Source organism: Sphingomonas desiccabilis, from assembly GCF_004135605.1.
In the GTDB taxonomy this organism is placed as follows: Bacteria; Pseudomonadota; Alphaproteobacteria; order Sphingomonadales; family Sphingomonadaceae; genus Sphingomonas; species Sphingomonas desiccabilis.
Genome location: NZ_SDPT01000001.1, coordinates 132,690 through 154,804, shown reverse-complemented (window position 1 = coordinate 154,804; position 22,115 = coordinate 132,690). Strand labels below are relative to the sequence as shown.

Below are 22,115 nucleotides of genomic sequence, written 5' to 3'. Positions count from 1 at the left end.
GGGGTCCAAGCAAAAAGTTTTCGGGCGGCGATATGAGACGGGGGTGCGCCACCGCAAAAAGGGGCGCTTTATCAGCGCCTTGTTGAATGGGGTGGCGGGGCAGGAGCGAACCGAACTATCTTCTACCAACTCACAGGTGGCCCACCGGCATGCCTTCGGGCGGCAGCCCCACCGCACCCTCGCAACCGCCGCGCCCGCTCCCTATCTCCCGCATCTGGCATCCTGCACAGAACGGAAGTAGAACGCCCTCCATGAGTCTGACCCACATCTCCGTCCGCGGCGCGCGGGAACACAACCTCAAGGGCGTCGACATCGACATCCCGCGCGATACGCTGACGGTGATCACCGGCCTGTCGGGATCGGGCAAGTCCAGCCTCGCCTTCGACACCATCTATGCAGAGGGGCAGCGCCGCTACGTGGAGTCGCTCTCCGCCTATGCGCGCCAGTTCCTGGAGATGATGCAGAAGCCCGATGTCGAGCATATCGAGGGGCTCTCCCCCGCGATCTCGATCGAGCAGAAGACGACCAGCCGCAATCCCCGCTCCACGGTCGCGACCGTGACGGAGATCTACGATTACATGCGCCTGTTGTGGGCGCGGATCGGCATCCCCTATTCGCCCGCGACCGGCCTGCCGATTTCGGCGCAGACCGTCAGCCAGATGGTCGATCGCGTGCTGGCGCTGCCCGAGGGCACCCGCCTGCTGCTGCTCGCCCCCGTCGTGCGCGGCCGCAAGGGCGAGTATCGCAAGGAGCTCGCCGAGTGGCAGAAGGCCGGCTTCCAGCGCGTGCGCATCGACGGCGAGGTCCATCTGATCGAGGACGCGCCCGCGCTCGACAAGAAGTACAAGCACGACATCGAGGTGGTGGTCGATCGCCTGGTGACCGGCGGCGACATCGCCACGCGCCTGGCCGACAGCTTCGAAACCGCGCTCAAACTCGCCGACGGCCTCGCCTATGTCGACCTGGTCGACGCGGTGGTGCCGGGGCGCGAGGATGAGGCGCAGGCGGGCGGCAACATGAAGAAGGCCGGGATTCCGGCCAACCGCATCGTCTTTTCCGAACGCTTCGCCTGCCCCGTCTCCGGCTTCACCATTGCCGAGATCGAGCCGCGGCTGTTCTCGTTCAACGCGCCCCAGGGCGCCTGCCCGGCCTGCGATGGTCTCGGCGAAAAGCTCGAGTTCGACGCCGACCTCGTCGTCCCCAACCATGATCTCACGATCAAGAAGGGCGCGATCGTCCCCTGGGCCAAGTCCAACCCGCCCTCGCCCTATTACATGCAGGTGCTGGGCAGCCTCGCGCGCGCCTATGACTTCAGCCTGGAGACGGCGTGGAAGGACCTGCCCGAAGCGGTGCAGCGCGTCATCCTTCACGGCACCGCGGGCAAGCCCGTCACCCTCACCTTTGTCGACGGCAAGAAGTCGTACGACGTGAAGAAGCCGTTCGAGGGCGTGATCGGCAACCTCAACCGCCGCATGCTCCAGACCGAGAGCGCCTGGATGCGCGAGGAGCTGTCCAAGTATCAGGCCAGCCACCCCTGCGAGACCTGCGGCGGCGCCCGCCTGAAGCCCGAGGCGCTGGCGGTGAAGATCGCGGGCGAGGACATCGCCCACGCCACCCATCTCTCGGTGGTGGACGCACTCGCCTGGTTCCAGGCGCTCCCCGCCAAGCTCAACGACCAGCACCGCGCGATCGCCACCGCGATCCTGAAGGAGATCGACGAGCGGCTCGGCTTCCTCAACAACGTCGGCCTCGACTATCTCAACCTCAACCGCACCTCCGGCACGCTGTCGGGCGGCGAGAGCCAGCGCATCCGCCTCGCCAGCCAGATCGGCTCGGGCCTCTCGGGCGTGCTCTACGTCCTCGACGAGCCCTCGATCGGCCTCCACCAGCGCGACAACGACATGCTGCTCGCGACGCTGCGGCGCCTGCGCGACCTCGGCAACACCGTGCTGGTGGTCGAGCATGACGAGGATGCGATCCGCACCGCCGACTATGTGATCGACATGGGGCCGGGCGCCGGCGTCCACGGCGGCGCGGTCGTCGCCGCCGGCACGCTGCCGGAAGTGCTCGCCACCGAAGGCTCGGTCACCGCCGACTATCTCAACGGCACGCGCGAGGTGCCGCTCCCGGCCAAGCGCCGCAAGGGCACCGGCAAGAAGCTCACCGTCCACAACGCCACCGCCAACAACCTGACCGGCGTCACCGCCTCGATCCCGCTCGGCACCTTCACCTGCATCACCGGCGTCTCGGGCTCGGGCAAGTCGAGCTTCACCATCGACACGCTCTTCGCCGCCGCCGCGCGCCAGCTGAACGGCGCGCGCGTCCTCGCGGGCAAGCACGACAAGATCACCGGCCTCCAGCACCTCGACAAGGTCATCGACATCGACCAGTCGCCGATCGGCCGCACCCCGCGTTCGAACCCGGCCACCTACACCGGCGCCTTCACCCAGATCCGCGACTGGTTCGCCGGCCTCCCCGAAGCGCAGGCGCGCGGCTACAAGCCCGGCCGCTTCAGCTTCAACGTCAAGGGCGGCCGGTGCGAGGCGTGCCAGGGCGACGGCGTGCTCAAGATCGAGATGCACTTCCTCCCCGACGTCTATGTCGAGTGCGACGTCTGCCACGGCGCCCGCTACAACCGCGAGACGCTGGAGGTGAAGTTCAAGGGCAAGTCCATCGCCGACGTACTCGACATGACGGTCGAGGACGCGCACGAGTTCTTCAAGGCGGTGCCCCCGATCCGCGACCGCATGGCGATGCTCGCCGAAGTGGGCCTGGGCTACGTCAAGGTCGGCCAGCAGGCGACGACGCTGTCGGGCGGCGAGGCGCAGCGCGTCAAGCTCGCCAAGGAGCTCGCCCGCCGTGCCACCGGCAACACCCTCTACATCCTCGACGAGCCCACCACCGGCCTGCATTTCGAGGACGTGCGCAAGCTCCTGGAAGTGCTCCACGCGCTGGTCGAGCAGGGCAACACCGTGGTCGTGATCGAGCACAACCTGGACGTCATCAAGACCGCCGACTGGATCCTAGACCTGGGGCCGGAGGGCGGCGTCAAGGGCGGCGAGATCGTCGCCGAAGGCACGCCCGAGCAGGTCGCCAGGGAACCGCGCAGCTACACGGGCAAGTATCTCGCGCCGTTGCTGAAGCCGAGGAAGGTGGCGCAGGCGGCGGAGTAGCGCCACGCGGAGGCTTCGAACAGGATACGGAATGACCAGCGCCTACCGCCCCGAATTTGAAGCCGCCCTCCGCCTTCTCGCACGCGTCAGCGAGGCGATGCGTGCGCAGGGCTTCGAAGCGCCGGTGCTGGTCGGCGGCGGGGCCGTCGAGATCTATTCGAACAGCGCCGTCACCACCGGTGACTTCGATCTCGTCACCGCCCGGCAGGAGGCGTTCGAGGCGGCGCTGGTGGAGGCCGGCTTCGTTCGTCCCTCCGGCCCCGGTATCGCGACCCGCGGCTGGATCCATCCTGAGCTGCGGCTGGGCTTTGAGGTCGTCTCGTCCACCCTGCTCGGGGGCCTGGCCGATCGTGAACGGCTGCTGCTGGTCGACATCGCGCCCGAAGGCACCGTTGCCGTGCTCTCGGTGGAGGACATGATCGCCGACCGCATGGGCCAGTACGCCAGCGGCAGCGCGCCGGACATGCTGGAACAGTCCCGCAAGCTCCTGTCCCTTCACAGCGACGCCGACCGCGCCTACCTTGATCGCCGCATCCGCGAGGAGACCGCCGGTGACTATGGGATTGAAGACCTCTAGGCGCATCACCCTCGAAGCGCTCGGTGCCGACATCGAACGCCGCCGCGCTGATAGCGGTGTGACCGACCTTCCCCGCAACAGCGGCGAGCGGCGGACGGAAAGCAAGCGCGCGCTGTTGGAGGCGATTAAGGCGGTTGGCGGGAAGTGGTGATCTCAATGACGAGCCTTGTCTGACAATATCTAGCTCGCGGTCAAGCTTTCTCTGTTCAACAGACCATCCGAGAAGCCTTTCATCACCACGTATGGCTTCATCAAAGGCGACACGAATCGATACCGGAACCTGCGGGTCTGCCCAACTCGCTCTATGATCTTACCGCGCTTAACCTCACTAAATTCCTTAAGGTGATTAGAGAAGCTAGGGATGTCGTAATCCTTGCCCGTTATGCTTCGCAGCGGCGCCTTTACAGATGTAGCCGTGAAGTAACCAAAATCATCAGTTTCTGCCATTGCGCATGCCAGCAGCACCTGTTGAAAGATGTTTCCGGGCTGCGAACTTAGTACCGCCTTATAATGTGCAGATTTGATTGATTGCTGCCACTGGTCTAACGCAGTCTTAATCCCGTCCCCAAGATCGTTTTCGGCAATTTCTAAGCGAGCATCCAAAAGTGCAGCTCGCGCAACGTGAAGACCAAGAAGATGGGTAATGTAGGGAAGGCCCTGAGATAAGGTTACCAGCTCCTCTCGTGGCTTTTTCCCGACTTTCATTCCAAGCCTATCAAGCCCCTTGTCTATGATCTGCCCAATCTCGCCTTTTGACATTCTCGGCAATGCGACTTGTACCAGGGCACGTTCAACGGATGCATGGTTCTCTATTAATGAGTCCACAGATTCAGCAACACCAACAATTAGAATGGTGCTTCGGATGGCGCTGTCGGATAACGCCTTGATCGTATCAGCCATTAGACCGGTAACCGCCTTAGCCGTGATCCTGTCAAACTCATCAAATATTATGAGAACATCGGTGACTTCACTAATGCTCTTCAGAACCACTCTGACATCGTTGGGAGAGGCGTTTTCGGAGATGTTCGACTCTAGGCTAATGGTCCCCACTGAGTCCTTCTGGCCAAATCCGAATGCCGGCTGGACCGTTATTACAGAGAGGTCTTGAAAGGCCTTCTTCCACAAAGATGAAAATGTATCGCTTGCATCACAGGTTACCTTGCATGTCGCCAAGTCCCTTCCGCCCATCTTCATTGCAGATATGACGTTCGAGAGCGACGTCTTTCCGACTCCACGGTCCCCGAAGAGCACGGCATGGTATCCAAGCTGCATCACGGCATCACTGACCTTGCTCAACTGGTCCAGCCTCCCCGCGAAAAGGTCCCGGTCATTGACGGGCGTACCGGGTGTGAAGGTAGATCCGGCAAGGGCATAAAGTTGGTGAAAGTCAGGCTCGGTCATGAAGGCTCCGACGAGTGAACATTCGTGAGTATAGCAACCACAAAAGTTAGTCGCTAACTGAGACTTCCGCTGGCCTATTAAGTTTGTTAACTAGGCCCCTTGCACCCCCGGCCCCCACACCCCACATCCAACCTCAGGCGCCGACCCGTTCCGCATCCGGAACTTTCGCGCCGCTTCCGCCTTATTGCCCCATGTCCCGCCGCACGCCGGCGGACGCGAGAATGGCGGCTGCCGTCCATCCGGACGGCGTCTCTTTGGAACAACAACAGGAACATCATGAACTTCATTCAATCGATTCAGCAGACCCAGATTACCTCGCCGTCGAACCAGGCTTTCGCGGCCTTCGTGCCGCTCCATCGCCGCCTCTTCCCGGTTGATCAGTGCCCGCGCGACATCGCGCGCCGCGCGGTCCGCGAAGTGCTCGGCTGAGCATCTGAACTGCATGCGCCGCGGCAAAGCCGCGGCGTCGGTCGGCGCCCATAGCGCCGCCGTCCGGCACCCGCCTTGGCGAGCCTCGCGCGCAGCTTCGCTGCGCTCTCGGAGGGCGGGGCTCTGAACTGCACCCGCCGCGGCAAAGCCGCGGCGTCGGTCGGCGCCCGTAGCGCCGCCGTCCGGGCGTGCTGTCGACGCTCGTCGTAGCTTCGCTACGCCTCGCACAGCACGCTGTCCTACAACCCCCGACTTGCGATAGATGGCCGGTCCGCCTGTTGAAGGAGGACGCCCATGCACCGCCCCCAGCCGTCGCGCACCCCGCTCCCCATGCTGTCGCGCACCCTCCGCGACGCCATCGACCTCGACGATCCCGTCACCCGCGCCTGGTCGGACCACCTCGACGCCGGCCGCATCGGCACCCGCGTGCCCCCGCAGCCCGGCGCCCGCGAAGCCGCCGAGCGCACCGCCGCCCTGTTCCGCCGGCTTGGCCAGGCCGCCCGATGAGCGCCGCCGACGCGCCCGAGGCGATCCTCGACAACCCCGAAGCCACCCCGCGCTTCCGCCACGACGGCTGGACGCCCGAGCGCCAGCGCCGCTTCCTCGAATGCGTGGCCGAGGGGCACACGGTCGAGAACGCCTGCCGCATCGTCGACCTGTCCGTCGCCTCCGCCTATGCGCTGCGCCGCCGCGCGGCCGGCGCCGGCTTCGCGCTCGGCTGGCACGCCGCCAACCTGCTCGCCCGCGAACGCGTCGCCGACACGCTGCTCGCCCGCGCCCTCTATGGCCAGACCGAGACCGGGACCCGCCCCGACGGCGGCACCTGGACGCGCCACCGCTACGACAACGGCCTCGCCACCCGCCTGCTCGCCCGGCTCGATGCCCAGGCCGACGCGCCCGCCTCCGGACCCGCCCACCACGCCGCCCGCATCGTCGCGCAGGAGTTCGACGGCTTCCTCGATCTGCTCGGCCGCGACGCCGGCCCCGCGCGCGCCGCGCTGTTCCTCGCCAACCGTGCCGAACAGGCGGCCGACGTCGAGCCGGTCGTCGCCCTCGCCCGCGCCGATCGCTTCCTCCAGGCCGGCGCCGGCCTCGCGAGCGAGGTCGACGTCTCCGACTGCGATCCCGCCCACCGCGCCGAATGGACCGCCGACCAGTGGCGCCGCGCCGAGGCCGCCGGCCTGCTGCGCGTCGCGATGCCGGAGCCCAAAGTTGCGCCACCCCCGCCCGAGCCTCAACTTCCTCAACTTCCGCCCGAGCCGGAGCCGGAAGCGCTCGGCCCCGAAGCCGGGGAGCCGGTGTGGTGGTGCGACATCCACGAGCAATGGCGCACCCGCTTCCCGCCGCCGCCGGGCTTCGACGGCGACTGCATCGGCCGCTTCGGCGACCCGGACTATGAGCGCCAGCTCGACATGGAGGAGGTGGAGCAGCTGCGAATCCACGAGGAGGAGAAGTTCGCCGCCGATCATGCCGCGCGCGACGCCTGGTTCGGCGCCCTCCTCGACGGCAGCGGCCCGCCCCCTCCGCCGCGTGCCGCCGCGCCCGAGCCGCCGCTTCCCGAGCCGGCCGTCGCCGATCCGGCCCCGCGCGCGCCCTGGAACCCGGCCGCCTGGCCGATGACCGTCCCGATCCTCAGCGACGAGGATTATCTGAGCGAGGAGGACATGGCGGCGATCGCGGAGCTCGACGCCATGGCCGCGCGATGCGCAGGCCGGCCCCGACGACGCGCCACCTCCGCACGACGGGCGGGATGAACCAGCCCGCCCGCCGCTCGTTCACTCAGGCGAACCTCATCACGGGACGAGAGCATGAGCATTTTCGGCAAGATCAAGACGGCCATCTTCGGCAAGGACGGCGGACCCTTCGGCGACAACTACTTCGGCCAGAAGGATCGCGCGGAGGCGGCGGCTGCGAAGAACGGCACCGTCACCCAGAGCAAGACCGTCGCCGTCCACATCCCCGACCCGGTGCCCGGCGCCGCCACCCCGCCCCAGACCACCGCGGCCGAGCCGACGAGCGGCCAGCCGGTCGATGTCGAGGCGGTGCTGAAGGCGCGCGAGGCCGCGCACCCCGGCCTCAACTGGCGCACCTCGATCGTCGATCTCATGAAGCTGCTCGATCTCGATCCCAGCCTCGACAACCGCAAGGAGCTCGCGACCGAGCTCGGCTACACCGGCGCCAAGGACGGCTCGGCCGAAATGAACATCTGGCTGCACAAGGCGGTGATGCGCGAGCTCGCGGCGAACGGCGGCACGGTGCCCGCCGACCTGCGCGACTGACCCGGCCGGCTCCCCTTCGCGGAGGAGCCGGCCCCCACGAAGGAGACCGACCATGGATGCCAGGAAACTCAGCCTCGGACTCGGCGTGTTCAGCCTTGCGCTGGGCGCTGCCGAGCTGCTCGGTGCGCGGCGCATCGCCCGCACCCTCGATGCGGACGGCCATGAAGGGCTGGTCCGCGCGTTCGGCGCGCGCGAAGTCGCCGCCGGCGTCGGCCTGCTCCAGGCGCCCGCCCATTCCGCGCGCATGTGGAACCGGGTCGTCGGCGACGCGATGGACCTGACCGCGCTTAGCCTCGCGGCGGCCAAGAGCCCGCGCAACCGCGCGATCTGGGGCGCCGTCGCCTTTGTGGTGGGCGCGACCGCGCTGGACACCATCACCGCGCTCGGGCTGGAGGCGAACGGCAGCAAGACGCTCCCCGCCCGCCGCGGCACGGGCGGCGCCGACGACACCAGCACCGCCGGCGCCTGAATCCGGGCTCCCACGCCCCGGTGCTCCTGCTAGAGCGGGGGCCGGGGCGCCGGGCGACCGACCCGCCCCGGCTCCAACCGGAACCCCGCTCCCGCCCCGGCGGTTGGAGCGCGCAGAACCGAACTCAGGAAGGATCTTCATGGCCCAAGCCCCCGCTACTCGTCGCCGCACCGCGGCCGCTCCCGCCCGCTCCCGGCTGATGACGGCCGGCATCGGCCTGCTGGGCGTGGCGCTCGGGCTCGGCGGCTGGCTGCTCGCGCGCCAGCAGCGCGATGCCCGCGCAGGCGACGTCGGCACCGGCGAGCACGTCCCGGTCGATCTCGCCCTCGACAAGCCGCATCCCGGCGCCGGGGATCGCGCGCCGGAGGCGTTTCGCCCCGATCCGACCGCGCCGGTCCCCGCCGGCGAGCGCGACGCGCTACGGCCCGCGACCGGCCCCGCGCCCTCGCTCGTCCAGGATCGGGGCAGCATGCGGAGCCAGACCGGCAGCAGCAACGCCTGACGGCGGGACTTGCCGCACTGCGGCGCCGCCTCCGCTCGGAGGCGGTACCGCTCCCATACAGGGCCAGTCGTTACGGGTCTGGCGGGTCACTTCGCGTAATGCTGCGACACAGCAGGCGTGTGTTTTGTTATCTCCTTACGCTTGACGGGGCGCATCCCATGGGCGAAGCAACCCGCGCTATGAAACGCTCCCTGCTCCCCACTGCCGCTGCGGCCCTCGCGCTTTCTCTTCTCGCGGGCTGCGAACAGAAGACCGAGACCGTCGACGCCCGTGCGCCGGACCCGATGGCCTCCCAGCTCGCCAATGCCGCTCCGGTGGAACTGCCGCCGGCGGTGAAGGCGACCAGCACCTTCCGCTGCAAGGACAACACGCTCGTCTACGTCGACTTCTTCGCGGGCGACAAGCTGGCCAACCTGCGCACCGAGAAGGGCGGCACCGCCGTCGCGCTCAAGGCCGAAAAGGCCGGCGACCCGCTCAAGGCCGACGGCTACAGCCTGACCGGCGACGCCAAGTCGATCACCCTCACGCAGCCGGGCAAGCCGGCGCAGAGCTGCAAGGCCTGATCTTCCGTTTTCGACTCGACCCGAAGGGGCCGGTGGCACGCGCCGCCGGCCCTTTTCGTATGCGCGCGCGACCGGCTAGGCTGATGGCATGACCGCCTCCCTCGATCCCCAGACGGTGCTGCGCGCCTATGCCATGGGCGTCTTCCCCATGGCCGACGGCCGCGACGCCGACTCGGTCTATTGGGTGGAGCCGCGCCGCCGCGGCATCCTGCCGCTCGACGGCTTCCACTGCTCCCGCTCGCTGCGAAAGACGCTCGCCGCCGACCGCTTCCGCGTCACCGCCGACCAGGCTTTCGGCCAAATCCTGCAGCTCTGCGCGCAATCCGCTCCGGATCGCCCGGAAACCTGGATCAGCGGCCCCATCGAAGCGGTATTCCTGCACCTCCATGCGCTGGGCTTCGCCCATTCCATCGAATGCTGGGACGGCGACCGCCTCGTCGGTGGCCTCTACGGCCTGGCACTCGGCCGCGCCTTCTTCGGCGAAAGCATGGTCAGCCGCGCCACCGACGCATCCAAGGTCGCGCTCGCCTGGCTCGTCGCCCGGCTCCGCGTCGGCGGCTTCACGCTTCTGGACTGCCAGTTCCAGACCGACCACCTCGCGACCCTGGGCGTCGTGGAGTTGGATCGGTCGGATTACTCGGTGCTGTTAGCCGCAGCACTCGGCTCGGACGCCGCAGGTTCCGCCGGTGCAGGGCCCGCCGCATCGCCGCCCGACTTCTTCGCGCTCGACCCGCCGCCACCCGTGCTCGGCGCGGACACCGTCTCCGGCCCGCTTTCAGGAAAGCGCATCGTGCAGCTCTTGGGCCACACGTCGTAGATCGGGTGCTGCACCACGTTCAGCGCCGGCCGCTCCTTGAACAGCCAGCCCGAGAAGGTGCGCCGCCAGCGCCCGTCGGCACCCCGGACGTCGAGCTGCACGAAGGCGCCGGTATATTGCTCCTGCTCCCAGGGCGCCGTGTGCTCGCAGGCACGCAGACGGACCACGGCATCGCCGATCCGTCGCGCCTCGCCCGGCTTCATCGTCAGCTCGCGGGTCTCCCCGTTGCGCTTGTTCAGGAAGCCGATCACCGCGACCCGCTCGGCCATCGGCGTGGCGCCGGGCACCGCGACCGCGTCGCCGCTCGCCACGCTCACGACGTCCCCTGTGGGCGCCGCGCCATCGCCGGCGTCGAACGCCACCGCTGCTGGATCGGGAGCTCCGTCGGCCCGTTCAGCACCCGGGCGCAGGTAAAGCCAAGCTCCGACCGCGACCAGCACCGCCAGTACCAGCCCGATCAGGGCCAGGCGGCGATTCACGCGTCGGGGCTCCACGCCTCGTAATCACCCGTAGCGCGAATGCGCTGACCGCCCTGGTCCAGGGCGCCCGGCGGCCGCCACGCAAGCGGGGTGCCGGTGTGATTGCCTTCCGGCGGCTTTTCCCAGGTACGGACCGGCGGGAGCGCCTCGCTCGGCAGCCCGTCGATCTGGTGGTGCAGCCAGCTGAACCACTCGGGCGGCACGAGGCTCGCGTCGTTGTTGCCCGCGTAGATCACCCAGCGGCGCGGCTGCCCGTTCGTGTCGGCGCCGCCCTCATAGTAGACGTTGCCGAGCGAATCGGTGCCCACCTTGTTCCTGCCGCGCAGTGCAAGCGTGGTGCCGATGGTGGCGCCTTCCCACCAGGTGAAGATCGATTTGAGCATGCCCATGCGCTGCCGCTTACCCCTGCCCGCGCCTGCCAGCAACCAGCTTCGACGTTCCGGCCGGCGAAACCCGCGATCCGCCGCCTCTACTTGGCGCCCAGGTCCTTCCACCGCACCTTGTCGCCCTCGGCGATGCCGAGTTCGGCGGCACGACCGCCGCGGATCTCCAGCACCGCGCTGACCGGCTCGCGCGACGAGACCGGCGCTTCGGAAAAGGGAATGGTGTTCTCGGCAAGCGTCGCCACCGTGCCGTCGGGGCGGATGAACAGAATGTCGAGCGGCGAAGGCGTGTTCTTCATCCAGAAGCTGGCCGCGCGCGGCGCGCCGCCGCCGGCCGGATAGGGTGCGAAGAGCATGCCCCCGTCCTGCGGGATGTTCGTACGGTACATCAGGCCGTCGGCCTGCTCCTTGGCGGTACGGGCGACCTCCACCTCGAACCGGTGCGCGCCGCCAGCGCTTTCGATCAGAACTTCGGTTCGCGGCAGCACGCTGGCCGCGTTGCTCGCCTCATTGCCGTTGCTCGTGCACGCGCCGCACAGCGCCATCGCCGCTGCGACCAGCGCCGCCCGTACACCCTTGTTGATCACGCCTCTGCCCTCTCGACGACCACGGCGAGCAACCCGCGCTCGCCCTCCACCACCCGCGCACGCATCGGCTGGTCCGGCTCGAGTTCCTCGATACCACCGCGACGCAGGGTTTCCATATGGACAAACACGTCCGCGCCGTCGGTCGCACGCAACAGGAAGCCATAACCCTTGAGCCGGTTGAACCACTTGACGGAGACCGGCTCGAACGCTCCGGCCGAGGCGATCAGGTCGGTGCGCTCGCTTCGCCCGCTGGCGCGCGGCCGCTGTTCCTCCACGGCTTGGGACAGATCGATCGAAAGCACTTCGCGTGCCTGCATGCCGCGCTGCCGCCATGCGGCCAGGCACTCGACCCGCGCGCCCTCAGGCAAGGTACGCCTCCCGTGCGGCTGAAGCACGGAGAAGTGCACCAGCACGTCCCCATGTTCCGGATCGTCCGCGACGATGAAGCCGAAGCCCCGTGTCACGTCGAACCATTTTACGACGCCGGACACGGCAACGGCCGCATCGGCGACGCCGGCTCCCCTCTCTTGATCTTCGCGCGCCTCGCCTTCGCGGTCGAGCGGTGCGCGCTGCGGTTCCGCACGCATCGATATCATTCCCCCGGCCCGAAGGCCTATCACAGCTCCCAGGCCGATGGCGACGTTTTGTTTCGGTTTTCCTGGTCCAGAAGAAATCCCGTGTCCTCTCCGGGCTTCAAGCGTACGATCCGCCAAGCGATCGCCGGCGCGTGGCCGGCCCGAACCATCGCCGCCACCTGCTTTCGCGCAAGGTCCTGCTCAGCAGGGGATGTCGAAAACGGTCCCATTTTCCGACGCTTGGCAAATCGAAGCGCGTTTTCGACCGCCTCGTCGGCGCTGGTCGCGGCAACCTCCTCGATGTCGTCCGCCTCGACGCCCGCGTGGCGGAGCGCTTCCTCGACCCGCCGCGAACCCAGCCCCCGCCGTCCCATTGCGGCAGCCTTGTTCTCCGCGAAGACCCGGTCGTCGACGTAGCGCAACTCGGCCATGCGTTCCGCCAACGAATCGACCGGAGGCGCTTCTGGACCTTCCCAGCCGCGCTCGCGCAGCTTACGGGCGAGATACTGGCGCAGCCGTGCGCGGGTCGTCGCGTACCGCTCGACATAGCGCAACGCCAACCGCTCGAGCGCTGCCGCGTCGAGCGGCTTAGGCGAGGCGGTGGGGCGGCGAGCGTAGGACATGCGCCATGTTTGTGCCACACTGGGCAGTGATTTTGAACGGGATTGCCGTGACGTCAGGCCGTCGCGCGTTTGCGCGCTGGATGGCGGGCCGTCGCCGCAGGGAGGACGCTTTTTGACGATGAGCACCGATATGGAAGCAACGGCACCGGGCGGCACGCCCACGACCGATACGCTGCCGCGCCGTTTCGCCGACTTCGATACGCTGGGTGAGGCGCTGGATTACGCAGCCTCGGGTGTTCGCGGGCTGAACTTCCATGATGCGCGCGGTACGCTGGTCCGCGCCTATCCCTATTCCGAGCTCCGCGAAGACGCGCTGGCCCAGGCGCGCCGCCTGATCGCGGCCGGCGTTCGCCCAGAGGACCGCATCGCGCTGGTCGCCGAGACCGGCGCCGAGTTCGCGAGCCTGTTCTTCGGCGTGGTCTATGCAGGTGCGTGGCCGGTTCCGCTGCCGCTGCCCACCTCCTTCGGTGGCCGCGAGGCCTATGTCGAGCAGTTGCGCGTCCAGCTTTCGAGCTGCGACCCCAAGATGCTGATCTTCCCGCCCGAGCTCGCGCAGATGGCCGGTGAAGCCGCGCGCATCGCTGGTGTCGAAGGGATCGACTGGTCCGAGTTCGCGACCCGCGAGACGCCCGAGGCCGAGCTGCCGACCGCCAAGGGCGACGACATCGCCTATCTGCAATATTCGAGCGGCTCGACGCGCTTCCCGCATGGCGTTGCGATCACCCACCACGCGCTGCTCAACAACCTGGCCGCGCACAGCCACGGCATGAAGCTGGTCGGCACCGACCGCTGTGTTTCCTGGCTTCCCTGGTACCACGACATGGGCCTGGTCGGCTGCTTCCTGTCGCCGGTCGCGAACCAGGTGTCGACCGACTATCTCAAGACCGAGGACTTTGCGCGGCGCCCGCTTGCCTGGCTCGACCTCATCAGCCGCAACACGGGCACCACCCTCTCCTACTCGCCGACCTTCGGCTACGACATTTGCGCGCGCCGCATGTCGTCGCAGACCAAGGCGTCGGACCGCTTCGACCTGTCGCGCTGGCGCGTGGCGGGCAACGGCGCCGACATGATCCGCCCGGACGTGATGCAGAGCTTCGTCGACGCGTTCGGCGACGCAGGCTTCCAGGCCTCCGCCTTCCTGCCGAGCTACGGCCTGGCCGAGGCGACCCTGGCCGTCTCGATCATGCCGCCGGGCGAGGGCATTCAGGTCGAGCTGGTCGAGGAGACCGAGCTGTCCGGCGGCGACCGCCGCGGCGACCGGCCGCAGCGCTTCCGTGCGATCGTCAACTGCGGCAAGCCGGTGCGCGACATGACCGTCGAGATCCGCGAGGAGGACGGCACCCCGCTGCCCGAGCGTGCGATCGGCAAGGTCTGGTGCAAGGGGCCGTCGGTCATGGTCGGCTATTTCCGCGACGAGGCCGCGACCGAGGCGTGCATGGCCGATGGTTGGCTCGACACCGGCGACATGGGCTACATGTCGGACGGCTATGTCTATATCGTGGGCCGGGCCAAGGACATGATCATCGTCAACGGCCGCAACCACTGGCCGCAGGACATCGAATGGGCGGTCGAGCAGCTGCCCGGCTTCAAGGCCGGTGACATCGCCGCCTTTGCGATCACCACTCCCGGAGGCGAGGAGACGCCGGCGGTGCTGGTGCAGTGTCGCGCGTCGGACGATGCCGAGCGCCAGCGCCTGCGCGAGGAGATCCGCGAACGCGTCCGCGCCGTCACCGGCATGAACTGCGTCATCGAACTGGTGCCGCCGCGTACGCTGCCGCGCACCAGTTCGGGCAAGCTCAGCCGCGCCAAGGCACGCAACCTGTACCTCAACGGCGAGATCAAGCCCTACGCCATCGCCGCCTGAGTTTCCGGCTGCCGCCTGGCAGGAGCCGGCGTTCCGTGCATCCCGCTCGTTTTTGCATGCGGAGGGCCCTTGCCCCCGACCGAAACGGCGGATAGAGGGCGGGGCAATAGGAGTGTAGCTCAGTTGGTAGAGCATCGGTCTCCAAAACCGAGGGCCGTGGGTTCGAGTCCCTCCACTCCTGCCAGCACCTGCCGCTGCCTCGCCTGAGGCAGCGGCGAGGCCTCCCCATCGCCGGCAGGACGCGCCCGCTAGGGCCGCCAACCACCGCTGCTTTGCCGCTTGCAAGGGGCATTCCGTCCCCGCCACCGCTTGCCTGGCTTTGGCGGGCCGCCTAGGAAACCCGCGCCTGGCGCGACCGCGACGGGTTCCGGCACGCCTTCCGGCATGTCGCCTGCTTTTTTCCCAGGACCTGTCGATGTTTCGCGCGCTCTACGACTGGACGCTCCGCCTCGCCAACCATCGCCACGCCGTGCGCAGCCTGGCGGTAGTGTCGTTTTGCGAGAGCTCTTTCTTCCCCATTCCGCCCGACGTGGTGCTCGTCCCCGTGGTGCTGCAGCATCGCGAGCGCGCCTATCGGATCGCAGCGATCTGCACGATCGCGTCCGTTCTCGGCGGCGCGCTTGGCTACGCGATCGGGTATTTCCTTTGGGACAGCCTGGGCCAGTGGTTGATCCACCTCTACGGTCTCGAGGACAAGGCGCACGAGTTTCAGGCCTGGTACGCGCAGTGGGGCGCCGCGATCATCCTGATCAAGGGGCTCACTCCGATCCCGTTCAAGCTGGTGACGATCGCCAGCGGCCTGGCCAAGTTCAACTTTGCCGCCTTCATGGCCGCGGCGCTGGTCACCCGCGCGTTCCGCTTCTTCCTGATCGCCTTCCTGCTCAAGCGCTACGGCGCTCCCGTGCAGGCGTTCATCGAGCGTCGGCTGAACCTGATCGGCATCGCCGTGCTGGTGGCGCTGGTCGGCGGCTTCCTGGCGGTGGGACTCCTCTGAGGCCAGGGGAGACGCCCCGCCGGATCCTTCCCATCCATCGCTTGCGCCGCGCAGGCTTCATCGCTAGATACCAGACCCAATCCGACAGCGTGGATGGCCTGCGCCGGTTCCTTCGGAAAGGAACCGGGCAGCGGACCCTTGCCCCGCGGTTGGTGACGCACAAGACTTTCAGGTGAAACAGTGGCGAAGACATCTCCGGCAGAGTTCATCCGCCAGGTCCAGACCGAGACCAAGAAGGTCACGTGGCCGACGCGCCGCGAAACGGTCATGACGGCGGTCATGGTGGTCATCATGGCAACGCTGCTGGGCGTCTTCTTCTTCGCGGTGGACTCCGGGTTCGACGCGATCGTGAAGGCCCTGCTGAGCCTAACCGCCTAAAGGATACTGCATGTCGCGCTGGTACATCATCCACGCCTATTCGGGTTTCGAGAACAAGGTCCGCGACCAGATCCTGGCCGACGCCACCCGCCTCGGGCTCGACCGGCTGGTCGAATCCGTCGAGGTGCCGGTCGAGACCGTAACGGAGGTCCGTCGCGGCAAGAAGGTCCAGTCGGAGCGCAAGTTCTTCCCCGGCTACGTCCTCGCCAAGCTCGACATGAACGACGACGTCTATCACCTGGTGAAGAACACGCCGAAGGTGACGGGCTTCCTGGGTTCGTCGGGCAAGCCGCAGCCGATCAGCGAGGCAGAGGCCGCGCGCATCCTGAACACCAAGCAGGAAGCCGCCGCCGCCCCCAAGCAGAAGATCAAGGTCGATTTCGAGATCGGCGATTCGGTCAAGGTGCTCGACGGCCCGTTCGCGAGCTTCAACGGCCTGGTCGAGGAACTCGACTTCGACAAGTCGAAGGTCAAGGTTTCGGTGTCCATCTTCGGTCGCGCCACGCCCGTGGAACTGGACTTCGAGCAGGTCGAGCGCAGCAAATAAGCCGGGCGCGATCGCGCGACGCGATCGGATCTGCACGGTAAGAACAAGAAAGGCCGGAGCCTCAGGCTCCGGCCTTTCTTTTGCGTAGCGATCCTTCGCTCGCCGGACCCTGCATCTAGCCGACGGTGATGGTGCCGAGCCAGGCCTCCGCCTTGTCCAGCGCCCATTGGTCGTCGACATCGATCCAGTCGAGATCGCTGCAATCGGTGACCCATGCGTCGCCGTCGCGGGCAAGAGCGCGCATCCCCTCGGTCAACGACGGCGCGGCAAGCGCCCGCAGCGAGGCGAACAGCGCCGGCCCCACCGCAAACACGCCCGTGTCGAAACAGTCGTAGGGGTGCAGCCCCTTGCCGATCGCGACGATGCGTCCGTCCGCGGTCTGCACGCGCGTCACGTCGTCCAGGTCGATCCAGTCGCTGTCGAGCCGCCGGTCGATGCCCAAGCGAGCGCCGGTGACCGCCTCGCCCGCCTCGGCCATGCGTCGGTAGAGCGCCGGGTCGACAAGATGGTCGCACATGGCGAGCAAGGCAGGCGCGCCGGCGACATGCCGCTCTGCCGCCAGGACGGACACGCCATTGGGCTGGCGATAGTCCTCGACCCGCACCGTCTCGACGGCGAGCGGCCAAGACCGCCCGCCGAGAGACGCCTCGATCTGCTCGGCGCCATAGCCGAGCACGACCACGACACGCGCCATGCCTGCCTGCGCCAGCCCCGTGATCGCGTGATCCACCAGGGAGCGCCCCCCGACGGTGCACAGTGGCTTAAACGGCGCTGCGGAACGCAACCGGCTTCCTTCGCCGGCCGCCAGCAGGATGGCGGTGTCGATCACCTCAATTGGCCGCGACGAACGCTTCCACTGCCTGCTGCGCGAGGTCGTCGGTCATCTGCGTGCGCGGATGCTTACAAAAATAGGCAGAGGCAGCGTCGATCGGACCGGCAAGGCCACGGTCCTTCGCCAGCTTCGCGCAACGGATCATGTCGATCGCAACGCCGGCGCTGTTCGGGCTGTCCTCGACCGAGAGGCGCAGTTCCAGGTTCATCGGCACGCCGCCAAACATCGAGCCTTCCATGCGCAGGAAGCAGACCTTGTTGTCGTTCTGCCAGGGCACATAGTCGGACGGGCCGATGTGGACGTTGTCCTCCTCGAGCCGCTCGGCCGCGACCGACTGGACCGCTTCGGTCTTGGAGATCTTCTTGGACGCGAGGCGGCGGTGGTTCGACATGTTGAGGAAGTCGGTGTTGCCGCCGGTGTTGAGCTGATAGGTCCGCTCCAGCTTGACGCCGCGCTTGGCGAACAGGTCGGTCAGCACGCGGTGGACGATGGTGGCGCCCAGCTGCGCCTTGATGTCGTCGCCGACGATCGGCACGCCCGCATCCTCGAACCGCTTCGCCCATTCCGGGTTGCTGGCGATGAAGACGGGGATGTTGTTCACGAAGGCGACCCCCGCCTCGATCGCGCATTCCGCGTAGAATTCGGTCGCGGCCTGGGAGCCCACCGGCAGATAGTTCATCAGCACGTCGGTGTTGGTCGCGCGGAGCGCTGCGACGACCTCTTCCTTCGTGGGCTCCTTCGCGTCGGCCAGCAGGAAGGTGCGGTCGTCCTTGTACTCGGACATATGCTCGGCAACGCCGTCCAGCACCTTGCCCATCTGCACGACCGCGCCGGTCGGCTCGACCTCGGCACAGAAGATGGCGGTGCAGTTGGGCTTGGCGAAGATCGCCTCCGCCACATCCTTGCCGACCTTGCGCTGGTCCACGTCCCAGGCGGCAACGACCTTGATGTCGCTGGGACGATAGCCGCCGAGGTCCCAATGCATCAGGCCCGTCCGCTCGTTGGCGCCGTCGCGATAATGGGAAAGTCCCTGAACGAGGGAACTGGCGCAGTTACCGACGCCGACGACTGCGATGTTGATGCTCGGCATTACTTCTTCACGTCCTTCGACTGGATGATTGGCGTAGAGGGAAAGGCGCGCTCCACCGGAGACGCGCTGCAGGCTAGCCGGGCCTCGACGCTGCGATGCCAGACCAGCCCGATGATGAGAACCAGGGTAAGCGGTCCGATCTCGAACCACCAGAACAGCCGCGGATCGCCCGCGAGGCAGGCGAGGAATATCGCTCCCACTCGGGTGTTCGCGGTCAGCAATCGCATCAGCCGCATCGGCCGGGCCGCTTGCTCCCCATAGACAGCCGCGAGGCCGACGGAGTCGCTGCTGCCGCGAAGGGCATCGTCGAACGGGCGGGCGAACCGATCCACCGTCTCGGCGATGCGGTCATAGCAACGGACGAGCGGGTTGCGGCTGGAGTGCGCGGGCGCCGACGCCAATCCCCGGCAGCGACGGTGGAAGCGCGCGCGCTCGCCTTCGTAGAGGTTGGACTGCAGCGCGTGCGCGACGCCTGCAACGATCGCCAGCAACCAGCCTTCCGGCGTACCGATCGTGCCGGCAAGAACCAGGTAGATCAGGATGAAGACGCCGTGGTCGCACAGACCGTCGAGTGCCCGGCCGAGCGGGCTTGCCGTGCCGGTGGCTCTCGCGATCATGCCATCCAGTCCGTCCGCGATCAGCCATCCGACCGACAACACCGATCCCGCGACGACGAACGGCCAGTGTTCCCAGCGGCCATAGGCGAGAGCGGCCAAGACGCCGAGCGTGAGCCCTCCGACGGAGACCGCGTTTGCCGAAATCTTCCGAGCGAGGAACCAGGGCAGTAGCATCCGCCCTGCCGGGTGAATGACCCACAGGTTGGTAGGATCCTCGATCCGGCGATCTCTTGACTGGTCCGGTGGAGGGGGGGTCATCGAAATGTCACGTACAGGTGCACCCGCCTTTGCAGCAAGCAGTTTGCGACGAGGTCCCAAGGACTCGGCATCGAAATCGAGACGGTGCGATCGCCGGGGGAGAGGCGTGGCCGGCCCCCTTCGGCATGCCTTGTCGGAAATCCAAGCGGGGCCGCGCCCATTCGCATGCGAGACTCTGCCTCATATTGGTCTAAAGGGCTCCCTCTCCGGTCGCGATGGTCGCGGCCCATAACGGACTTGATATGGCAGGGTATAAGACTCCCGATTTCTCTGAACGCGCAGCCGCGTCGCGCACCGCCAAGCAGGCGGCGCTCGAAAAGCTCCGCAACAAGCCCGCCGCGGATCCAGCGATGATCGCGGCGCGCGAGGCGACACAGGCTGCCCGCAAGGCAGCCGCCGCCGAGCGCCGCGCCGAGCGGTTGAAGGCGGCCGAGGCGGAGAAGGCCGCCAAGCTGGCCGAGGCGGAGGCAGCCCGTGCCGCCCAGGCACCCGCCGCGCCCAAGCCCCAGAAGACGGCTGAAGAACTCAAGGCTGCCCGCGACGCCCGATACGCTGCGCGCAAAGCTCGCAAGCGGTGACTCCGCGCGAGCTGATCGGAGTCGCCGAGGTTCCCGGAGGGCCGCCGCTGCGGCTGGTCCGCCGCGGCGGCGACTTCATGATCCTGCTCGAACGCAACGAGTTGATGAGCAGCCGCATGCGCGGTTCCGAGGTCGCGCTGGGTACGATGACCTGCGATCGACTGAAGGGACGACCGGCGCCGCGGCTGCTGATCGGCGGCTATGGCATGGGCTTCACACTGCGTGCCGTACTGGGCGTGGTCGGCCAGAGTGCCAGCGTTACGGTCGCCGAACTGGTGCCGGGCATCATCGAATGGGCGCGAGGGCCGATGGCATCGCTTACGCAAGGGTGTCTCGAGGATCCGCGGGTGACGATCCGCATGGGCGACGTCGGTGCCGCGATTGCCGATGCGGCCGCCGGACCCGGGCCCGAGCGCTACGACGCGATCCTGCTCGACGTCGACAATGGCCCGGACGGGCTCACGAGGCAGGAGAACGACTGCCTGTATTCGGCTTCGGGGCTTGCACGCGCGCGCGCCGCGCTGCGGCCCGGCGGCGTTCTGGCGATATGGTCCGCCGGCACCGACTCGGCGTTCTCCCGCCGGCTGGCGCAGGCTGGCTTCGCCGTCGACGAGGTTCGGGTCCGCGCACGGGAGAACGGCAAGGGGCCGCTGCACGTCATCTGGTTCGCGCAAGTCTGAAGCCGCAGGGCCACGCGTTGCAAGCGTACCCGGTTTCGGCTAAGGGCGCGCCTTCCAACGTCATGCGTGGAAGCTTGTGCGGGAGGCGTCCGCCCTTTTCGGGCTGCCGATCGAACCGCTAAACTTGAAACGGGCGAGGCCTTTGCGCCCTGCCCCGCTACAGAGTGAGAAACATGGCAAAGAAGATCACCGGCTATATCAAGCTGCAGGTTGCAGCTGGTGCCGCCAACCCGTCGCCGCCGATCGGCCCGGCGCTGGGTCAGCGCGGCGTGAACATCATGGAATTCTGCAAGGCGTTCAACGCGCAGACCGGCGACGTCGAGAAGGGCACGCCCCTCCCCACCGTCATCACCGTCTATGCCGACCGCTCCTTCTCGTTCGAGACCAAGACGCCGCCGGCGACCTACCTTCTCAAGAAGGCAGCGAACCTGAAGTCGGGCTCGAAGGAGCCGGGCAAGGTGACTGCGGGTTCGATCAAGCGTTCGCAGGTGGCCGACATCGCCACCGCGAAGATGAAGGACCTGAACGCCAACGACATCGAGGCAGCGACCAAGATCATCGAAGGCTCCGCCCGCGCGATGGGCCTCGAAGTGGTGGAGGGCTGAGATCATGGCCAAGCTGACCAAGAAGCAGAAGACCTGGACGATCGACAGCGAGAAGCTGCACGGCGTTGACGAGGCGATCGCGCTGGTGAAGTCCAACGCAACCGCCAAGTTCGACGAGACCGTCGAAGTGTCGCTGAACCTGGGCGTCGATCCGCGCCACGCAGACCAGATGGTCCGCGGCGTCGTGACCCTGCCCAAGGGCACCGGCAAGACCGTCCGCGTGGGCGTGTTCGCTCGCGGCGCCAAGGCCGAGGAAGCCACGGCAGCCGGTGCGGACGTCGTCGGCGCCGAGGACCTGATGGAAGCCATCCAGGGCGGCAAGATCGACTTCGATCGCTGCATCGCGACGCCGGACATGATGGGCCTGGTCGGCCGTCTCGGTAAGGTGCTGGGCCCCAAGGGCCTGATGCCGAACCCGAAGCTCGGCACCGTGACCATGAACGTCGCCGCCGCGGTCGAAGCCGCCAAGGGCGGTCAGGTCGAGTATCGCGTCGAAAAGGCCGGCATCATCCATTCCGGCATTGGTAAGGCGAGCTTCTCGGCCGAGGACCTGCGCGAGAACTTCGACGCGCTGGTCGACGCAGTGGTCAAGGCGAAGCCGACCGGCGCCAAGGGCAAGTACCTGAAGAAGGTCGCGCTCTCGTCGTCGATGGGCCCGGGCGTGCGGGTGGACGTGACGGAAGTCGCCACCGCCTGATCCCTTCGGGACAGAACGGAACGAAGAGGGCCGGGAGCGATCCCGGCCCTTTTTCGTATGTGCAGCATGCCGGCAGCCCCTGCAGCATCACGTTATTTACCTTTGTTTACATAGTGTT

Annotated in this window: 27 protein-coding genes, 1 tRNA gene and 1 pseudogene; 20 read left to right on the top strand and 9 right to left on the bottom strand. The window is 67.4% G+C overall.

The genetic code is table 11. From position 1 onward, the window contains the following. The first annotated feature begins 251 nt into the window (after nucleotides 1-251). The 3 genes from uvrA to EO081_RS16700 are packed head-to-tail and all read left to right on the top strand — an operon-like array spanning nucleotide 252 to nucleotide 3,901. Nucleotides 252-3,173, top strand: a complete 2,922-nt coding sequence (gene uvrA / locus EO081_RS00665) for an excinuclease ABC subunit UvrA (RefSeq protein ID WP_129340054.1) — start codon at nucleotides 252-254, stop codon at nucleotides 3,171-3,173. A gap of 31 nt (nucleotides 3,174-3,204) precedes the next feature. Continuing rightward, entirely contained in the window at nucleotides 3,205-3,750 is a 546-nt protein-coding gene (locus tag EO081_RS00660; RefSeq protein ID WP_129340053.1) for a hypothetical protein, read from the top strand. After that, a complete protein-coding gene (locus EO081_RS16700) occupies nucleotides 3,725-3,901 on the top strand; it encodes a hypothetical protein (protein ID WP_165284406.1) in 177 nt (58 codons plus the stop codon). Before EO081_RS00660 ends, EO081_RS16700 begins: the two co-directional genes overlap by 26 nt. 29 nt (nucleotides 3,902-3,930) lie before the next feature. Here the strand turns inward: EO081_RS16700 and EO081_RS00655 are convergent, their stop codons facing one another. Continuing rightward, nucleotides 3,931-5,151: an nSTAND1 domain-containing NTPase gene (locus EO081_RS00655; protein ID WP_129340052.1), complete on the bottom strand. Its 1,221-nt coding sequence runs from the start codon at nucleotides 5,149-5,151 to the stop codon at nucleotides 3,931-3,933. 276 nt (nucleotides 5,152-5,427) lie between these two features. On the opposite strand from EO081_RS00655, the gene EO081_RS16695 reads away from it, so the two are divergent. The 8 genes from EO081_RS16695 to aat all read left to right on the top strand — a co-directional run bounded on the left by EO081_RS16695 (nucleotide 5,428) and on the right by aat (nucleotide 10,210). Further along, nucleotides 5,428-5,580: a hypothetical protein gene (locus tag EO081_RS16695; RefSeq protein ID WP_164521262.1), complete on the top strand. Its 153-nt coding sequence runs from the start codon at nucleotides 5,428-5,430 to the stop codon at nucleotides 5,578-5,580. A gap of 294 nt (nucleotides 5,581-5,874) precedes the next feature. Further along, nucleotides 5,875-6,087, top strand: a complete 213-nt coding sequence (locus EO081_RS00650) for a hypothetical protein (RefSeq protein ID WP_129340051.1) — start codon at nucleotides 5,875-5,877, stop codon at nucleotides 6,085-6,087. Then, entirely contained in the window at nucleotides 6,084-7,334 is a 1,251-nt protein-coding gene (locus EO081_RS00645; RefSeq protein ID WP_129340050.1) for a hypothetical protein, read from the top strand. The genes EO081_RS00650 and EO081_RS00645 overlap by 4 nt, the downstream gene beginning before the upstream one ends. 54 nt (nucleotides 7,335-7,388) lie before the next feature. Next, complete coding sequence (locus EO081_RS00640) at nucleotides 7,389-7,859, top strand: DUF3597 domain-containing protein (protein WP_129340049.1); 471 nt, start codon at nucleotides 7,389-7,391, stop codon at nucleotides 7,857-7,859. 52 nt (nucleotides 7,860-7,911) lie between these two features. Further along, a complete protein-coding gene (locus EO081_RS00635; RefSeq protein WP_129340048.1) occupies nucleotides 7,912-8,328 on the top strand; it encodes a hypothetical protein in 417 nt (138 codons plus the stop codon). A 139-nt stretch (nucleotides 8,329-8,467) separates the two neighbouring features. Next, entirely contained in the window at nucleotides 8,468-8,830 is a 363-nt protein-coding gene (locus EO081_RS00630; protein ID WP_240697490.1) for a hypothetical protein, read from the top strand. 179 nt (nucleotides 8,831-9,009) lie between these two features. After that, complete coding sequence (locus EO081_RS00625) at nucleotides 9,010-9,393, top strand: hypothetical protein (protein WP_129340047.1); 384 nt, start codon at nucleotides 9,010-9,012, stop codon at nucleotides 9,391-9,393. A gap of 88 nt (nucleotides 9,394-9,481) precedes the next feature. Continuing rightward, nucleotides 9,482-10,210 carry a leucyl/phenylalanyl-tRNA--protein transferase gene (gene aat / locus EO081_RS00620; RefSeq protein WP_129340046.1) on the top strand — a complete coding sequence of 243 codons (729 nt, stop codon included), beginning with the start codon at nucleotides 9,482-9,484 and terminating at the stop codon, nucleotides 10,208-10,210. Nucleotides 10,211-10,245: 35 nt separating this feature from the next. Here the strand turns inward: aat and EO081_RS16970 are convergent. From EO081_RS16970 to EO081_RS00595, 5 genes and pseudogenes are all read right to left on the bottom strand, one after another. Continuing rightward, a pseudogene (locus EO081_RS16970) lies at nucleotides 10,246-10,413 on the bottom strand (DUF2155 domain-containing protein); the annotation flags it as partial. A gap of 272 nt (nucleotides 10,414-10,685) precedes the next feature. Beyond that, nucleotides 10,686-11,078, bottom strand: a complete 393-nt coding sequence (locus tag EO081_RS00610) for an NADH:ubiquinone oxidoreductase subunit NDUFA12 (RefSeq protein WP_129340045.1) — start codon at nucleotides 11,076-11,078, stop codon at nucleotides 10,686-10,688. Between the two features lie 80 nt (nucleotides 11,079-11,158). Then, on the bottom strand, nucleotides 11,159-11,617 hold the full coding sequence (locus EO081_RS00605) for a DUF192 domain-containing protein (RefSeq protein ID WP_129341364.1): 459 nt from the start codon (nucleotides 11,615-11,617) through the stop codon (nucleotides 11,159-11,161). Nucleotides 11,618-11,655: 38 nt separating this feature from the next. Beyond that, nucleotides 11,656-12,246 carry a cold-shock protein gene (locus EO081_RS00600; RefSeq protein ID WP_129340044.1) on the bottom strand — a complete coding sequence of 197 codons (591 nt, stop codon included), beginning with the start codon at nucleotides 12,244-12,246 and terminating at the stop codon, nucleotides 11,656-11,658. A 29-nt stretch (nucleotides 12,247-12,275) separates the two neighbouring features. Then, nucleotides 12,276-12,983: a regulatory protein RecX gene (locus EO081_RS00595; RefSeq protein WP_311719801.1), complete on the bottom strand. Its 708-nt coding sequence runs from the start codon at nucleotides 12,981-12,983 to the stop codon at nucleotides 12,276-12,278. On the opposite strand from EO081_RS00595, the gene EO081_RS00590 reads away from it, so the two are divergent. From EO081_RS00590 to nusG, 5 genes are all read left to right on the top strand, one after another. After that, a complete protein-coding gene (locus tag EO081_RS00590; protein WP_129340043.1) occupies nucleotides 12,976-14,721 on the top strand; it encodes a fatty acyl-AMP ligase in 1,746 nt (581 codons plus the stop codon). The genes EO081_RS00595 and EO081_RS00590 overlap by 8 nt on opposite strands. 108 nt (nucleotides 14,722-14,829) lie before the next feature. Further along, nucleotides 14,830-14,905, top strand: a tRNA-Trp gene (locus tag EO081_RS00585). 231 nt (nucleotides 14,906-15,136) lie between these two features. Further along, nucleotides 15,137-15,715, top strand: a complete 579-nt coding sequence (locus EO081_RS00580) for a YqaA family protein (RefSeq protein ID WP_129340042.1) — start codon at nucleotides 15,137-15,139, stop codon at nucleotides 15,713-15,715. A 180-nt stretch (nucleotides 15,716-15,895) separates the two neighbouring features. Continuing rightward, nucleotides 15,896-16,093 carry a preprotein translocase subunit SecE gene (gene secE / locus EO081_RS00575; protein WP_129340041.1) on the top strand — a complete coding sequence of 66 codons (198 nt, stop codon included), beginning with the start codon at nucleotides 15,896-15,898 and terminating at the stop codon, nucleotides 16,091-16,093. A 10-nt stretch (nucleotides 16,094-16,103) separates the two neighbouring features. Next, nucleotides 16,104-16,640, top strand: a complete 537-nt coding sequence (gene nusG / locus EO081_RS00570; protein ID WP_125960777.1) for a transcription termination/antitermination protein NusG — start codon at nucleotides 16,104-16,106, stop codon at nucleotides 16,638-16,640. 115 nt (nucleotides 16,641-16,755) lie between these two features. On the opposite strand, the gene EO081_RS00565 is transcribed toward nusG, so the two are convergent. The 3 genes from EO081_RS00565 to EO081_RS00555 are packed head-to-tail and all read right to left on the bottom strand — an operon-like array spanning nucleotide 16,756 to nucleotide 19,353. Further along, on the bottom strand, nucleotides 16,756-17,469 hold the full coding sequence (locus EO081_RS00565; protein ID WP_129340040.1) for a phosphocholine cytidylyltransferase family protein: 714 nt from the start codon (nucleotides 17,467-17,469) through the stop codon (nucleotides 16,756-16,758). Between the two features lies 1 nt (nucleotide 17,470). Continuing rightward, a complete protein-coding gene (locus EO081_RS00560) occupies nucleotides 17,471-18,562 on the bottom strand; it encodes an inositol-3-phosphate synthase (protein ID WP_129340039.1) in 1,092 nt (363 codons plus the stop codon). Continuing rightward, nucleotides 18,562-19,353, bottom strand: a complete 792-nt coding sequence (locus EO081_RS00555; protein ID WP_240697488.1) for a CDP-alcohol phosphatidyltransferase family protein — start codon at nucleotides 19,351-19,353, stop codon at nucleotides 18,562-18,564. The genes EO081_RS00560 and EO081_RS00555 overlap by 1 nt, the downstream gene beginning before the upstream one ends. A 326-nt stretch (nucleotides 19,354-19,679) precedes the next feature. Between EO081_RS00555 and EO081_RS00550 the strand changes: the two genes are divergently transcribed. The 4 genes from EO081_RS00550 to rplA all read left to right on the top strand — a co-directional run bounded on the left by EO081_RS00550 (nucleotide 19,680) and on the right by rplA (nucleotide 21,997). After that, a complete protein-coding gene (locus EO081_RS00550; RefSeq protein WP_129340037.1) occupies nucleotides 19,680-20,015 on the top strand; it encodes a DUF6481 family protein in 336 nt (111 codons plus the stop codon). Continuing rightward, nucleotides 20,012-20,695 carry a spermidine synthase gene (locus tag EO081_RS00545; RefSeq protein ID WP_129340036.1) on the top strand — a complete coding sequence of 228 codons (684 nt, stop codon included), beginning with the start codon at nucleotides 20,012-20,014 and terminating at the stop codon, nucleotides 20,693-20,695. The genes EO081_RS00550 and EO081_RS00545 overlap by 4 nt, the downstream gene beginning before the upstream one ends. A gap of 173 nt (nucleotides 20,696-20,868) precedes the next feature. Then, on the top strand, nucleotides 20,869-21,300 hold the full coding sequence (gene rplK / locus EO081_RS00540) for a 50S ribosomal protein L11 (protein WP_125960771.1): 432 nt from the start codon (nucleotides 20,869-20,871) through the stop codon (nucleotides 21,298-21,300). A gap of 4 nt (nucleotides 21,301-21,304) precedes the next feature. After that, nucleotides 21,305-21,997, top strand: a complete 693-nt coding sequence (rplA, locus tag EO081_RS00535) for a 50S ribosomal protein L1 (RefSeq protein ID WP_129340035.1) — start codon at nucleotides 21,305-21,307, stop codon at nucleotides 21,995-21,997. Nucleotides 21,998-22,115: the final 118 nt, after the last annotated feature.

Excerpts from the sequence above, each read along its gene's own strand:
- uvrA (WP_129340054.1), top strand. The coding sequence starts at position 252 with ATGAGTCTGACCCACATCTCCGTCCGCGGCGCGCGGGAACACAACCTC.
- EO081_RS00660 (WP_129340053.1), top strand. The coding sequence starts at position 3,205 with ATGACCAGCGCCTACCGCCCCGAATTTGAAGCCGCCCTCCGCCTTCTC.
- EO081_RS00655 (WP_129340052.1), bottom strand. The coding sequence starts at position 5,151 with ATGACCGAGCCTGACTTTCACCAACTTTATGCCCTTGCCGGATCTACC.
- EO081_RS16695 (WP_164521262.1), top strand. The coding sequence starts at position 5,428 with ATGAACTTCATTCAATCGATTCAGCAGACCCAGATTACCTCGCCGTCG.
- EO081_RS00650 (WP_129340051.1), top strand. The coding sequence starts at position 5,875 with ATGCACCGCCCCCAGCCGTCGCGCACCCCGCTCCCCATGCTGTCGCGC.
- EO081_RS00645 (WP_129340050.1), top strand. The coding sequence starts at position 6,084 with ATGAGCGCCGCCGACGCGCCCGAGGCGATCCTCGACAACCCCGAAGCC.
- EO081_RS00640 (WP_129340049.1), top strand. The coding sequence starts at position 7,389 with ATGAGCATTTTCGGCAAGATCAAGACGGCCATCTTCGGCAAGGACGGC.
- EO081_RS00635 (WP_129340048.1), top strand. The coding sequence starts at position 7,912 with ATGGATGCCAGGAAACTCAGCCTCGGACTCGGCGTGTTCAGCCTTGCG.
- EO081_RS00630 (WP_240697490.1), top strand. The coding sequence starts at position 8,468 with ATGGCCCAAGCCCCCGCTACTCGTCGCCGCACCGCGGCCGCTCCCGCC.
- EO081_RS00625 (WP_129340047.1), top strand. The coding sequence starts at position 9,010 with ATGAAACGCTCCCTGCTCCCCACTGCCGCTGCGGCCCTCGCGCTTTCT.
- aat (WP_129340046.1), top strand. The coding sequence starts at position 9,482 with ATGACCGCCTCCCTCGATCCCCAGACGGTGCTGCGCGCCTATGCCATG.
- EO081_RS00610 (WP_129340045.1), bottom strand. The coding sequence starts at position 11,078 with ATGGGCATGCTCAAATCGATCTTCACCTGGTGGGAAGGCGCCACCATC.
- EO081_RS00605 (WP_129341364.1), bottom strand. The coding sequence starts at position 11,617 with ATGGCGCTGTGCGGCGCGTGCACGAGCAACGGCAATGAGGCGAGCAAC.
- EO081_RS00600 (WP_129340044.1), bottom strand. The coding sequence starts at position 12,246 with ATGCGTGCGGAACCGCAGCGCGCACCGCTCGACCGCGAAGGCGAGGCG.
- EO081_RS00590 (WP_129340043.1), top strand. The coding sequence starts at position 12,976 with ATGAGCACCGATATGGAAGCAACGGCACCGGGCGGCACGCCCACGACC.
- EO081_RS00580 (WP_129340042.1), top strand. The coding sequence starts at position 15,137 with ATGTTTCGCGCGCTCTACGACTGGACGCTCCGCCTCGCCAACCATCGC.
- nusG (WP_125960777.1), top strand. The coding sequence starts at position 16,104 with ATGTCGCGCTGGTACATCATCCACGCCTATTCGGGTTTCGAGAACAAG.
- EO081_RS00560 (WP_129340039.1), bottom strand. The coding sequence starts at position 18,562 with ATGCCGAGCATCAACATCGCAGTCGTCGGCGTCGGTAACTGCGCCAGT.
- EO081_RS00555 (WP_240697488.1), bottom strand. The coding sequence starts at position 19,353 with ATGCTACTGCCCTGGTTCCTCGCTCGGAAGATTTCGGCAAACGCGGTC.
- EO081_RS00550 (WP_129340037.1), top strand. The coding sequence starts at position 19,680 with ATGGCAGGGTATAAGACTCCCGATTTCTCTGAACGCGCAGCCGCGTCG.
- rplK (WP_125960771.1), top strand. The coding sequence starts at position 20,869 with ATGGCAAAGAAGATCACCGGCTATATCAAGCTGCAGGTTGCAGCTGGT.
- rplA (WP_129340035.1), top strand. The coding sequence starts at position 21,305 with ATGGCCAAGCTGACCAAGAAGCAGAAGACCTGGACGATCGACAGCGAG.